Below are 14,856 nucleotides of genomic sequence, written 5' to 3'. Positions count from 1 at the left end.
GCGCGGTCAGTGGTCGTCGGAGTCCAGGGCCATCTGGACGAGCTGTTCGAGATCCATCGCGTCAAGGTTCTCGGCGTCGACGTCCTCGGCCGCGTCCGTGGCCTGGCCGGCGGCACCGCCGTTGGTGGTGGTGGCGGTGCTCTCCTCGCCCAGGCCGAGGAGGGTGTCGAGGAGCCCGGCGGTGCGGAGCCGGTCGAGGGGAACGGAGGTGAGGATGCGGCGGATCCGGGCCTCGTCGCCGGTGTGGTCGGTGTCCGCCGGGGCGGCGGGGGCGACCTCGGCGGCGAGGCGGCGCGCGAGGGCGTCCGAGGTCGGGGCGTCGTAGAGGACCGTGGCGGGAAGTTTCGTTCCCGCAAGGGAGTTGAGGCGGTTGCGGAGCATCAGTCCGCTGACCGAGTCGAAGCCCAGATCGGTGAAGACACGGTCCCGGTCGACCGCGGCGGCGTCCCGGTGGCCGAGGACCGCGGCGACTTCGGACCGCACGGTGTCCACGAGCATCTGATGCCGTTCGGCCTCGGTGACGCCGGCCAGCCGTTGGGACAGGGAGACGGGCGTGGGGCCTTCGAAGGCCGCGGGGGTGGCGCGCCGGGCGGGGCGGTGGCGCACCAGTTCGGAGAGGACGAGGGGCAGGGTGCCGGCGTCGGCGGCGGACCCGAGCGCGGCCCGTTCGAGCCCGAGGGGCAGGAGGAACGGCCGGTCGGTGGCGTGCGCGGCGTCGAGGAGGGCGAGTGCCCGCGGTGGTGCCATGGGGGTGATGCCGAGGGAGATCAGGCCGCCGCGCGCGGCGTTGTTGAGGTTGCCGCCCATGCCCTTGCCTTCGTCCCACAGGCCCCAGGCGAGGGAGAGGGCGGGGCGGCCGGTGGCTTTGCGGTGGGCGGCGAACGCGTCGACAAAGGCGTTGGCGGCGGAGTAGGAGCCGGAGCCGAGACCGGCGAGTCGGCCGGCGACGGAGGAGTAGAGGATGAAGGAGGAGAGGTCGGCTTCGCGGGTGAGGTCGTGCAGGTTGAGGACGGCGTCGACCTTGGGGCGGAAGACGCGGTCGATCTGGTCGGCCGTCAGCTCGGTGACGAGGGCGTCGTCTAGAACGCCCGCGGTGTGCACCACCGAGGTCAGCGGGTGGTCGTCGGGTATGGCGGCCAGGACGGCGGCGAGCGCGTCGCGGTCGGCCGCGTCGCAGGCGGCGACGGTCACGTCTGCTCCCGCTTCGCCGAGCCGGTCGGCGAGTTCGGCCGCGCCGGGGGCGTCGGGCCCGCTGCGGCTGATCAGCAGCAGATGGCGGACGCCATGGGTGGTGACGAGGTGGTGGGCGACGAGGGCGCCGAGGCCACCGGTGCCGCCGGTGACCAGAACGGTGCCGTCGGGACGGAACGGGGCCGGCGGGGCGGCGGGCGCAGCGGGGGCGGGGGCGGGGGTCATGCGGGGGACGTACAGGTCTCCGCCGCGCAGCGCGAACTGGGTTTCGCGGGAGTGCAGCGCCTCGTCGAGGCCGGTGGCGGAGTGCTCGTCGGACTCGGCGTCGACGTCGAGGAGGGCGAAGCGGTCGGGGTGCTCCTGCTGCGCGACGCGGACCAGGCCCCAGATGGGGGCGTGGATGAGGTCGTGCACGTCTTCGCCCGGCCCGGCGGCGACGGCGGACCGGGTGACGAGGACGAGCCGGGAGCCGGCGAACCGCGCGTCGGCGAGCCAGGACCGCACCAGGGCGAGGGCGTGCCCGGTGGCGGCCCTGGTCGCGTCGGCCAGCCAGGTGCCGCACCCGTCGGCCCCCGAGTGCTCGGGCAGTTCGGCGGTTTCGGCGTGGTAGGTGATGTGGGGCACGTACACCAGGGCGGGGACGGGCGCGCCGGCTTCGATCGCCTCGCCGAGCGCCTTGAGGTGGTCGTAACGGTCGACGGGGTGGCCGAGGGCGCGGGCCAGCCGGTCGACGCTCGGGCCGGCGGACGGGCAGAGGACGGCGGCGGGTTGTGCTCCGCCGGACGGCGGGGTGTCGCCGGGGGGCAGCGGCACCCAGTCGAGGGCGAGCAGGCCGTCGGTGGTGGCGCCGTCGGCGGCCACGGGCAGGGGCGGCCCGAGGGTGACCGCGTCGATGGAGGCGACGGGGGTGCCGGTGACATCGGCGGCGTCGACGCGCACGGAGTCGCCGGTGCGGTCGAGCACGACGCGTAGGGCGGCGGTGCCCGTCCGGTGGAGCTGGATGCCGGACCAGGAGAACGGCAGCCGTGGTTCGTCGTCGGCCTTCTCGGGGAGGAGTTCCGGCGTCAGGGCCCGGAGGGCGGTGGTGAGCAGAGCCGGGTGCAGATCGAACCGTTCGGCCTGGGTGCTGAGTTCGGTGGGCAGCGTGATCTCGGCGAACAGCTGGTCGCCTCGGCGCCACAGGCCGCGCAGGCCGGGCTGCGGGGCGGGGTCTCGTTCGGCGAACCGCTCGTGGCGGCCGTCGAGCGGAACGGGAGTGGCATCGGCCGGTGGCCAGACGGGGACGCTCGCGGGCCGGGGGGCGTCGGTCTCGGTCTCGGCGCTGAGGACGGCGTCGGCGTGCGGGGTCCAGGGGGTGTCGGAGGGCGCGTCCTGGGGGCGCGAGTAGAGGGTGAGGGGGCGGCGGCGCTGTTCGGTGTCGTCGGGGGCGCCGATGACGAGTTGCAGGGCGAGGTCGCCCAGGGCGGGCAGCGCGAGCGCTGTGTGCGAGGTCAGTTCCGCCACGACGGGCAGCCCGATGTGGTCGCCCGCGTGTAGGGCCAGTTCCGTCAGGACGGCCCCCGGCACGAGCGTCCTGCCGTCCACCGTGTGGTCGGCGAGCCATGGGTGCCTGCGCGGCGACAGGCGGCCGGTCAGCACGAGGCCCGCGTCCCCGGCCAGGTCGACGGCGGCGTTCAGGAACGGATGGGCCAGCGCCGACTGCCCCGCGGGCGCGCCGCCGGAGACGGCTCGTGGCTCAAGCCAGAAGCTCTGGTGTTGAAAGGCGTAGGTCGGCAGGTCGACTCGGCGGGCGCCCAGACCGGCGAACAGGGCAGGCCAGTCGACGGCGAGGCCCCTCGTCCACAGCTGGGCCAGCGCGGTCGACAACGTGCGGGCTTCGTCGTGGCCGCCGCGCAGCGCGGGTGCGAACAGCGCGTCCTCGGCGCTCTCGGCGCCGGCGGCGCACAGCACACCGTCCGGGCCGAGTTCGAGGAACGTGCGCACACCCTGCCGGTGGAGCGTGGTGATCCCGTCGGCGAAACGGACCGGCTGACGGATATGGTCCACCCAGTAGTCGGGGTCGGACAGCTGCTCCGCCGTCGCCAATGCGCCCGTCACATTCGAGACCAGCGGAATCGTCGGCGGCCGGAACGTCAACCCGACGATGGCCGCACGGAATTCGTCCAACACCGGTTCCATCAACGGCGAGTGGAAGGCGTGGCTGACGGTCAGCTTTCGGGTTTTGCGTCCCTTCTTCTTCCAGCTGGCGGCCAGCTCCACCACGGGCTGCTCATCGCCCGAAATAACCAGTGAGTTCGGCCCGTTGATCGCCGCGATGCCGACGCCCGCCGGCAGTTCGCCCAACTCGGCCTCGCTCGCCTGGATCGCCACCATCGCCCCGCCCACCGGCAGCGACTGCATCAACCGCCCACGCGCCGCCACCAGTTCACACGCATCGGCCAACGACCACACCCCCGCGCAATAGGCGGCGGCAACCTCACCGATCGAATGACCGGCCAGAAACTCAGGCCGCACCCCCCACGACTCGACGAGCCGGAACAACGACACCTCAACCGCGAACAACGCCGCCTGCGCATAAACCGTCTGATTCAACAACTCCGCATCATCACCGAACACCACCCCGGCCAGCGGCCGTTCCAGACGCCGGTCCAACTCCCGACCCACCGCGTCAAACGACTCAGCGAACACCGGGAACCCGGCATACAACTCCCGCCCCATCCCCAGCCGTTGCGCGCCCTGCCCCGTGAACAACAACGCCAACCGGCCGCCTTCGCCCGAGGACCCGACCACCACATCCAACGACGCCACCCCATCCGCCAACCCCGCCAGCGCCGCCACCGCCTCATCCCGCTCCCCCGCCACCACCACCGCACGCCGACCCAACGCCGAACGCCCCGAAGCCAACGAGAACCCCACATCCACCAACGACACCCCACCACCACCCGCCAAAAACCCACCCAACCGCCCCGCCTGCCCCCGCAAACCACCCTCACCACGCCCCGACACCACCAAAGGCACCACCCCCAACCCCGACGAACCAACACCCCCATCCACAACAACACCCTCGTCCGGCGCCTCCTCCACAATCACATGCGCATTCGTCCCACTGATCCCGAACGACGACACACCCGCCCGCCGAACCCGCCCCTCCCCCACACCCCAGGGACGCGCCTCCGTCAACAACTCCACCCGCCCCGCCGACCAATCCACCTGCGGCGAGGGGGTGTTCACATGCAGGGTTCGCGGCAGGGTCCGGTGGCGCAGCGCCTCCACCATCTTGATCACACCGGCGACGCCCGCGGCCGCCTGTGCGTGGCCGATATTCGATTTGAGCGAGCCCAGCCACAGCGGCCGGTCCTCGGGCCGGTCCTGGCCATAGGTCGCGAGGAGCGCCTGCGCCTCGATCGGGTCGCCCAACGACGTACCGGTGCCATGCGCCTCCACCACATCCACATCGGCCGCCGTCAGGCCGGCGGCGGCGAGTGCCTGCCGGATGACGCGTTGCTGCGAGGGTCCGTTCGGCGCGGTCAGGCCGTTGGACGCGCCGTCCTGGTTGACGGCGGAGCCGCGTACCACCGCCAACACCCGGTGCCCACGCGCCCGCGCGTCCGACAACCGCTCGACCACCAGCATCCCGGCGCCCTCGGCCCAACCCGTGCCATCGGCCGCCTCCGAGAACGACTTGCACCGCCCGTCCCCGGCCAGACCGCCCTGCCGGGCGAACTCGAGGAACATCCCCGGCGAGGCAAGCACCATCGCGCCGCCGACCAACGCCAGATCGCACTCCCCGGCACGCAGCGCCTGACCGGCCAGATGCAACGCGACCAACGACGACGAACACGCCGTGTCCACCGTCAACGCCGGTCCCTCAAGCCCGTACACATAGGCGAGCCGGCCCGACGCCACGCTGGTGGTGTTGCCGGTGAGGAGTGAGCTGTGCAGGTCGGGGCCCGCTTCGTGGAGGCGGGGGCCGTAGTCCTGGGCGATGGCGCCGACGAAGACGCCGGTGTGGCTGCCGCGCAGCCCGGCCGGGTCGATACCCGCCCGTTCCAACGCCTCCCAGGACGTCTCCAACAACAACCGCTGCTGCGGATCCATACCCAACGCCTCACGCGGCGCGATACCGAAGAACTCCGCGTCAAAACCCGCCACATCATCCAGAAACCCGGCCACGGCCGCGAACGAACCATCGGGCTCCTCCCAACCACGATCGACCGGAAACGGCCCCATCGCATCCCGCCCCTCCACCACCAACCGCCACAACTCCTCAGGCGAACCCACCCCACCCGGCAACCGACAACCGATCCCCACAATCGCCAACGGCTCGTCCGCACCCCCACCGGAACGGACAACGACCGGCGCGGAGGCGGGCGTTGGGGCGGTGGTGGCGACGCCGGTCTCGGTGAGGACGAACGCGGCGAGGGCCTGGGGCGTCGGCTGGTCGAAGGTGACGGTGGCGGGGAGGCGGAGGCCGGTGGCGGTGTTGAGGCGGTTGCGGAGTTCGACGGCGGTGAGCGAGTCGAAGCCGAGGGAGCGGAACGGTTCGTCGGCGGTGACGGGGGCGGAGGACTCGTGGCCGAGTACGACGGCGGCCTCGCGCCTGACCAGTTCGAGGACGTGTGGGAGCCGTTCGGTCTCCGGCAGGGCGGCCAGTCGTTCGGCGAGGCCGGTGGGTCCGGTGCGGGCGGCGGCCACCCTGCGGCCGGTGGTTGCCCGGCCCCGGGGGCGGACCAGTCCGCTGAGTATCGGGGGCACGGCGTCGGGGGTGGTGCGCAGTTCCCGCAGGTCGAGGCCGGCGGGCACGGACAGCGCGTGGTCGGCGGCGAGGGCGGCGTCGAAGAGGTGGAGTCCTTCGTCCGTTGTCATCGTGCGCAGTCCGGCGCGGGCCAGCCGCCGCCGGTCGCCCTCGTCGAGGTGGCCGGTCATGCCGTCGGTCTGTGCCCATACGCCCCATGCCTGGGCGGTGGCGACGAGCCCGCCGGCCCTGCGGTGCTGGGCGAGTGCGTCGAGGAAGGCGTTGGCGGCCGTGTAGTTGGTCTGTCCCGCGGAGCCGACGGTGGCGGCGACGGAGGAGAAGAGGACGAAGGCGGAGAGCGGCAGTTCGCGGGTCAGTTCGTGCAGGTGCCAGGCGCTGTCGGCCTTGGCGCGCAGGACGGCGTCGAGACGTTCGGGGGTCTGGGCGGCGAGAACGCCGTCGTCGAGTACGCCGGCGGTGTGCACGACGGCGGTCAGCGGGTGGGCCGCCGGGACGGTGGTGAGCAGCGCGGCGAGTGCGTCGCGGTCGGCGGTGTCGCAGGCGGCGATGGTGACATGGGCGCCGGCCTGTTCCAGTTCGGCGCGCAGTTCGTCGGCTCCGGGCGCGGTGGGCCCTCGGCGGCTGGTGAGGAGGAGATGGCGGGCGCCGTGGTGGGTCACCAGGTGGCGGGCGAAGAGGGCGCCGAGCGCGCCGGTGCCGCCGGTGATCAGGGTGGTGCCGTCGCCGAACGGCCGTCCCGGCAGGGTGAGGACGACCTTGCCGATGTGCCGGGCCTGGCTGAGGAAGCGGAAGGCGTCCCTGGCGTGCCTGATGTCCCAGGGGCGTACGGGCAGGGGGCGCAGCTCGCCCCGGTCGAAGTGGCCGGCGAGTTCGGCGAGGAGACGGGCGATGTGGTCGGGTTCGCAGGTGAGCAGGTCGAAGAAGTGGTAGTCGACGTCGGGGTGGTGGGCGGCGAGCCATGCGTCGGGCCTGATGTCGAGCTTGCCCATTTCGACGAACCGGCCGCCGGGGGTGAGGAGTTCGAGTGAGGCGTCGATGAACTCGCCGGTGAGGGAGTTGAGGACCACGTCCATGGCGTGTGCTCCGGCGACTTCGGTGAAGCGGTCGGCGAAGGCGAGGTCGCGGGAGGAGGCGATGTGGTCGTCGGGGACGCCGAGGGAGCGCAGGACGGGCCATTTGGTCGGGCTGGCGGTGGCGAAGACCTCGGCGCCGAGGTGGTGGGCGAGTTGGATGGCGGCCATGCCGACGCCGCCGGCGCCCGCGTGGATCAGGACGCGGTCGCCGGGGCCCAACCGGCCGAGTTCGCGTAGTCCGTGGAGGGCGGTGAGGAAGACGACGGGTGCGCCGGCGGCCTGCAGGGTGGTCCAGCCCTCGGGCGGCCGGGTCAGCCGCCGGTGGTCGGTGACGGCCGTCGGGCCGAAGGCGCCGGAGAACATGCCCATGACGCGGTCGCCGGGGGCGAACTCCGTCACGTCCTGGCCGGTTTCGAGGACGGTGCCGGCGCCTTCGAGGCCCATGCCCTCGCCCTGGTGCATGTCCAGGGCGACGACGACATCGCGGAAGTTGAGCCCTGCGGCGTGCATGCGTACCCGCACCTCGTGGGGGCCGAGGGGCAGGTCCGACTCGGGTGCGGGGACGGCGACGAGCGCGTCGAAGGTGCCACGGGCGCGGGAGTCGAGGCGCCAGGCGGTGTCGTCCGGCAGGGTGAGCGCGGTGGGGGCGGGGCGGGTGAGGCGCGGCAGGCGGGAGGTGCCCTGCCGGATGGCGGCCTCGGGGTCGCCGGCGGCGAGGACGGCGGGGAGGAGTTCCCAGGAGGCGTCCGTGTCGTCGAGGTCGACGAGGGCGAAGCGGCCGGGGTTCTCGCGGACGGCGGAGCGCCACAGGCCGCGGGCGGTGGAGTGGGCGAGGTCGTGGATCTCGTCGTTGGCGTCGACGGCGACGGCGCGGTGGGTGAGCAGGACGAGGCGGGCGTTCTCCAAGTGGGGGGCGGCCAGCCAGGTTTGGGCGAGGGTGAGGGCGTGCGCGGCGGCGGTGTGCGCGGCGGGCACCATGCCGTCGTCCGTGCCGACGGTGGTGGCGATCACGATGTCCGGTGGTTCGTTGCCGTCGGCGAGCAGGGATGCCAGGTCGGGGTGGACGTCGGCGCGGTGGTCCGCGGTTTCGAGGGCGGTCAGGAGTCGGGCGGGTGGCGTTCCGACGACGGCCCATCGGGTGTCGGGCGCCGGGACGGGTGGCTGTCCGGGGATCCAGTCGATGATGTACAGCTCGTCCGTCGTGGCCTCGGCGCTCGGTTGCTCGTCGGAGGCGGCGCGCATGGTGAGGGAATCGACGGTGAGGACGGGCTGGTTCTCGGGGTCGGCGGCGTGCAGGGAGACGGTGTCGCGGCCGGTGGCGCGCAGTTGGACGCGGAGTCGGCTGGCCGCGACGGCGTGCAGGGTGACGCCGGCCCAGGAGAACGGCAGCGGGGTGCCGCCCTCGTGCTCGCCGAGTCCGGCGAGGGCGATGGTGTGCAGGGCGGCGTCCCAGAGGGCGGGGTGGAGGGCGAAGCGGTCGGCGTCCTCCCGGGTGCCGTCGGGGAGTTCGACCTCGGCGTAGGCGCCGCCGTCCGTGGTCCACAGGGCGCGCAGGCCCTGGAAGGCGGGGCCGTAGTCGTAGCCGAGGGCGGCCAGCCGCTGGTAGGCGTCGTCGAGGGGGACGGGGGTGGCGTCGGCCGGTGGCCAGGTCACGGGGGTGTCCGGTGGCGGGGTGTGCGTCGCGGAGCTGAGAACGCCGGTGGCGTGCACGGTCCAGGGCTGGGGCTCGTCGCCCTGGGACGGGCGGGTGTGCAGGCCGATGGTGCGGCGGCCGGTGTCGTCGGGGGCGCCGATGACGATCTGGAGGGCGGTGGTGCCCTGTTCGGGCAGCAACAGCGGGGTGTGCAGGGTGAGTTCCTCTACCGTCGGGCTGCCCACCTGGTCGGCGGCGTGCAGGGCCAGTTCGGCCAGCGCGGTGCCGGGCAGCACGGTCCGTCCCCGTACCGCGTGGTCGTCCAGCCACGGGTGGGTCCGCGTGGACAGGCCGCCGGTGAGGACGAGGCCGGCGTCGTCGGCGAGGTCGACGGCGGCGTCGAGGAACGGGTGGGCGGACGCGGCCTGTCCGGCCGGGGTGCCGGTCGCGGAGGTGCGCGGGCCGATCCAGTAGCGCTCGCGTTGGAACGGGTAGGTCGGCAGTCCTTCGGCCGGCCGGGTGCCGGGCGGGAGCAGCGGGCCGAGGTCGACGGGAAGGCCGTGGACGAACGCGGTGGCCAGGCTGTGGGCGAACCGTGGCATTCCGCCGTCGTCCCGGCGCAGCGAGCCGATCACCAGCGCCTGGGCGTCGGCCGCCTCGACGCTGCTTTCGACGGCCGCCGTCAGCACAGGGTGCGGGGAGCATTCGACGAACGTGCCGTATCCGTCGCGCAGCATGGCCGTGGTGGCGCCGGCGAAGTCGACGGTGCCCCGCAGGTTCCGGTACCAGTAGGCGGCGTCCATGTCGGCGGTGTCGACGACGGACGCGGTGACGGAGGAGTACAGCGGGATGGTGCCGGAGACCGGCCTGATGGGGGCGAGGTCGGCGAGGATGCGGTCGCGGAGGGCTTCGACATGGGCGGAGTGCGAGGCGTAGTCGACGGGGATGAGGCGGGCCCTGACCTTGGCCGCCAGGCATGCGTCGCGCACTTCCCTGACGGCCCCGACATCGCCGCTGACCACGACCGCGCCGGGCCCGTTGACGGCCGCGACCGACACCCGGCCGTCCCAGCGGCGCAGCAGTTCCTCGACCTCCGCCACGGGCTGTGCGACCGACAACATCGCGCCGGCGGCGGCCAGTTCGGCGATGACGCGGGACCGCAGCGCCACGACCCGCGCGCCGTCGTCGAGTGTCAGGCCGCCGGCCACGACGGCCGCGGCGATCTCGCCCTGGGAGTGCCCCACCACCGCGTCGGGCGCCACGCCGAACGACCGCCACGTGTCGGCGAGCGACACCATGACGGCCCACAGCGCGGGCTGCACCACGTCGACGCGTTCCAGCGGCCCGGTGTCGGGGGCGGCGGCCAGGACCTCGTCGAGCGACCAGTCGACAAAGGGGGCCAGCGCTTCGGCGCAGGCGTCGAGGCGGGTGCGGAACACCTCGGAGGTGCGGGCCAGTTCGACCGCCATCCCGGCCCACTGGGCGCCCTGTCCCGGGAACACGAACCCGACGCGTCCGGCCCGGCCGACCGTGCCGGAGGCGGCGTTGGCCGGGGTTTCGCCGCGTGCCACGCCCTCCAGCCCCGCGGTCAGTTCCTCGCGGTTCGTGCCCAGGACGACGGCGCGGTGGGCGAACGGGCTTCGGCCGGCGAGTCCGGCGGCCACGCCGACCGGGTCGGCGGCGCCGCGCAGCAGCTCGGCGACCCGGGTCGCCAGGGCGCCGACCGCCGTGGCCGACCGGCCCGACACGATCAGCGGGAGCACCCCCTGGTGCGGCGTTCCGTCGTGGTCGGCGTCGTCGGCGTGCGGGTCGTCGGGGGCCTGTTCGATGATCACATGTGCGTTGGTTCCGCTGATGCCGAAGGAGGAGATTCCGGCGCGGCGGACCGCCCCGTCCTCAACGGTCCAGGGGCGGGCCTCGGTGAGGAGTCGGACCCGGCCGGTGGTCCAGTCGACCCGGGGGGAGGGCGCGTCGACATGCAGGGTTCGCGGCAGGGTCCGGTGGCGCAGCGCCTCCACCATCTTGATCACACCGGCGACGCCGGCGGCGGCCTGGGTATGGCCGATATTGGACTTGAGCGAGCCCAGCCACAGCGGCCGGTCCTCGGGCCGGTCCTGGCCATAGGTCGCGAGGAGCGCCTGCGCCTCGATCGGGTCGCCGAGCCTGGTGCCGGTGCCATGGGCCTCGACCGCGTCGACATCGGCCGCCGTCAGGCCGGCGGCGGCGAGTGCCTGTCGGATGACGCGTTGCTGTGAGGGTCCGTTGGGCGCGGTCAGGCCGTTGGACGCGCCGTCCTGGTTGACGGCGGAGCCGCGTACCACCGCCAACACCCGGTGCCCACGCGCCCGCGCGTCCGACAACCGCTCGACCACCAGCATCCCGGCGCCCTCGGCCCAACCCGTGCCATCGGCCGCCTCCGAGAACGACTTGCACCGCCCGTCACCGGCCAGGCCACCCTGCCGGGCGAACTCGAGGAACATCCCCGGCGAGGCAAGCACCATCGCGCCGCCGACCAACGCCAGATCGCACTCCCCGGCACGCAACGCCTGACCGGCCAGATGCAACGCGACCAACGACGACGAACACGCCGTGTCCACCGTCAACGCCGGTCCCTCAAGCCCGTACACATAGGCGAGCCGGCCCGACGCCACGCTGGGGCTGTTGCCGGTGAGGAGGAAGCCACGGAGATCGTCCTCGGCCTCGTACATCCGGGGCCCGTAGTCCTGTGCCATCGCGCCGACGAAGACGCCGGTGTGGCTGCCGCGCAGCCCGGCCGGGTCGATACCCGCCCGTTCCAACGCCTCCCAGGACGTCTCCAACAACAACCGCTGCTGCGGATCCATACCCAACGCCTCACGCGGCGCGATACCGAAGAACTCCGCGTCAAAACCCGCCACATCATCCAGAAACCCGGCCACGGCCGCGAACGAACCATCGGGCTCCTCCCAACCACGATCGACCGGAAACGGCCCCATCGCATCCCGCCCCTCCACCACCAACCGCCACAACTCCTCAGGCGAACCCACCCCACCCGGCAACCGACAACCGATCCCCACAATCGCCAACGGCTCGTCCGCACCCCCACCGGAACGGACAACGACCGGCGCGGAGGCGGCGGGGTCGTCGCCGAGGAGGCGGGCCACCAGGTGGGTGGCGACGGCTCCCGGCGTCGGGTGGTCGAAGAGGAGCGTGGACGACAGCTCCGTGCCAGCGGCGGAGGACAGGGCGTTGCGCAGTTCGACGGACATCCCGGAGTCGAAGCCGAGGGCCTTGAACGGGCGGCCCGGCGGGACGGCCTCGTGGTCCTGGTAGCCGAGGATGGCGGCGATATGGGAGCGGACGAACTCCTCGGCGACCTCCTGCGCGGGGCGGTCCTGGTCGGCGAGGCGGCGGCGCAGCGCCGACTCGTGGCCGGGGGCGGCGGTCGCGTCGGGCGCGGCCGGCCCGGTGTGCCGTGCGGCGGCCGGTGCGGGGCGCGGGGCGGCCTGGCCGGTCCAGTACCGCTGCCGTTGGAAGGCGTAGGTGGGCAGGTCGACGCGGCGGGCGGTGCCGGGCGGGACGGTGGAGGCCCAGTCGACGGGCGCGCCCCGGACATGGGACTCGCCCAGCGCGGCGAGGAGTTGGTCGCGGCCGCCGCGATCCCGGCGGAGCGTGCCGAGGTAGTCGGCGCGTGCCCCGGCCCGTTGGACGCTGTCCTGGGTCGGGCCGGCGAGCACCGGATGGGAGCTGCTTTCGATGAACAGGTCGTGGCCGTCGGCGAGAAGCGCGTCGGTGGCGGCGGCGAACTCCACGCGGTCACGCATGTTGCGGTACCAGTAGTCGGTGTCGAGCGCGGCGGTGTCGAGCCGCCCGCCGGTGACGGTGGAGTAGAACGGGACGGTGCCGGTGCGGGGGGCGATGCCGGCGAGGTCGCTGGTGATCCGCTCCCGTAGCGCGTCGACCTGCGGCGAGTGGCTGGCGATGGCGACGCCGGGGACGCGGCGGGCGCGGGTGCCGGCGGCGACGAGATCGGCGATCAGGGCGTCGAGTTCGTCCGGCGGGCCGGAGACGGCGCAGGCGGCTGGCCCGTTGACGGCGGCGATGACCAGCGGCGACGACCGTTCGTCGAGCAGGCGCTGCACCTCCTCGGCGGGCAGCAGCACGGAGCCCATGCCGCCCTGGCCGGCGGTGGTGGCCGCGGCGCGGCTGCGCAGGGCGACGATGCGGGCGGCGTCGGCGAGGCTGAGCGCACCGGCGGTGTAGGCGGCGGCGACCTCGCCCTGGCTGTGGCCGACGACGGCGGCGGGGGTGATGCCGTGCGCCCGCCAGGTGGCGGCCAGCGAGACCATCATGGTGAACAGCACGGGCTGCACCACATCGGTCCTGGCGAGGTCGGCGGCGCCGGGGGCGTCGCGCAGCACGTCCACCACCGACCAGCCGGTCAGCGGGGCGAGGGCGCGGTCGCAGGCTTCCGCCTCGGCGGCGAACGCCGGTTCGGCGTCGAGGAGTTCGCGGCCCATCCCGGCCCACTGGGCGCCCTGTCCCGGGAACACGAACACGATGCGGCGGGTGTCCTCGGCGATGCCCTCGACAAGGCCGGGCGCGGGCAGGCCGGCGGCGAGCGCGTCGAGGGCGGTGCGGAACTGTTCGCGGTCGTGGCCGGAGACGACGGCGCGGTGCTCGAAGGTGGCGCGGGTGGTGGCCAGCGACAGGCCGATATCGGCGGGGGTGGGTTCCGGCCGCTCCGCGAGACGGGCGTGGAGTCGTCGGGCCTGGTCGCGCAGCGCCTGGTCGGTCCTGCCGGACAGCGGCCAGGCGAAGGCCGTCCGACTCCCCGCCTCCTCGGCGGGGACGGCAGGGTCGTGTGCGTGCTGGGCGAGCACGATATGGCAGTTGGTGCCGCCCATGCCGAAGGAGCTGACGCCGGCGACCAGGGGCCGCGCCGGATCGGGCCAGGGCCCGGCGGCGGTGTGAACGCGGAGGTTGAGGGCGTCCAACGGGATACGGGGGTTCGGCCGCTGGTAGTTGAGGCTCGGCGGCAGTGCGCGCCGCCAGATGGCGAGGGCGGTCTTCAGCAGCCCGGCGATGCCGGAGGCGCCCTCCAGATGGCCGATGTTGGTCTTGGCCGAGCCGACGTGCAGCGGCTCGGGGCGGCTGGTGCCCACGGCCTCGCCGAGCGCGCCGGCCTCCACGGGGTCGCCGACGGGCGTGCCGGTGCCATGGAGTTCGACGTACTGCACCTCGGCGGGGTCGACCTCGGCGTCGGCGAGGGCGGCGCGGATCACGTCGCGTTGCGCGTCCTGGTCGGGCGCGGTGAGGTTGGCGCCGGCGCCGTCGCTGTTGACGGCGCTGCCGCGCAGCACGCAGTAGACGCGGTCGCCGGCGGCGACGGCGTCGGCGAGCGGCTTGAGCACGACGAGGCCGCCGCCCTCGCCACGGACATAGCCGTTGGCCCTGGCGTCGAACGTGTAGCTGACGCCGTCGGGCGACAGACCGCCGAACTCGGCGGGCAGCAGGGTGCTTTCGGGGTTGGCCATCAGGTTGACGCCGCCGGCCAGGGCGAGGGTGGACTCGCCGCGCCGCAGGCTCTCGGCGGCCAGATGAACGGCCACCAGCGAGGACGACTGCGCCGAGTCGACGGACAGGCTGGGGCCACGGGTGCCCAGCAGATAGGAGACCCGGTTGGCCAGGACGCCCCGGCTGAGCCCCGGCAGGGTGTGGGCGTCGAAGGCCGCCGGGCCCTGACGGTGGACCAGATCGGCGTAGTCGGCGTTCATGACGCCGACGAACACGCCGGTGCGGGTGGCGCGCAGGGCGGTGGGGACGGTGCCCGCGTCCTCCAGCGCCTCCCAGGCGAGTTCGAGGACCAGGCGCTGCTGCGGGTCCATGGCGGCGGCCTCGCGCGGCGAGATGCCGAAGAACGCGGGGTCGAAGTCGGCGATGCGCTCCAGGTATCCGGCGTGGCGCAGCTGGGCACGGGCCGACGGCGGCAGGTCGTCGCCCAACTCCTCGGGGTCCCACCGGTCTTCGGGGGCGGGGCCGAGTCCGCTCGCCCCGTCGGCCAGAAGCCGCCAGAAGGCCGACGGATCGGCGGCTCCCGGCAGTCGGCAGGAGAGGCCGACGATGGCAATCGCGTCGTCCCGCATGAGGTCCACACAACCTTCCGCGTCCGGGTCATGACGGCTGCCGGCTGGTGCTCGCCAGGCCCGCCGTGTACAGGTCGT

At 73.7% G+C, this 14,856-nt stretch carries 1 protein-coding gene; it reads right to left on the bottom strand.

Features of this window, described 5'->3' with window-relative positions:
- Positions 1-6 precede the first annotated feature (6 nt).
- Positions 7-14,778 (bottom strand): type I polyketide synthase, encoded by a 14,772-nt coding sequence (locus tag AOM46_RS26740; protein ID WP_078857234.1) that lies wholly within the window; start codon positions 14,776-14,778, stop codon positions 7-9.
- Positions 14,779-14,856: the final 78 nt, after the last annotated feature.

This window comes from Streptomyces sp. NBRC 109706, assembly GCF_000974485.1.
In the GTDB taxonomy this organism is placed as follows: domain Bacteria; phylum Actinomycetota; class Actinomycetes; order Streptomycetales; family Streptomycetaceae; genus Streptomyces.
Note: the sequence above shows the minus strand (reverse complement) of the source record. Positions and strands in the feature narration are given on the sequence as shown.

Coding starts and splice junctions, on each gene's coding strand:
- AOM46_RS26740 (WP_078857234.1), bottom strand. CDS start 14,778: ATGCGGGACGACGCGATTGCCATCGTCGGCCTCTCCTGCCGACTGCCG.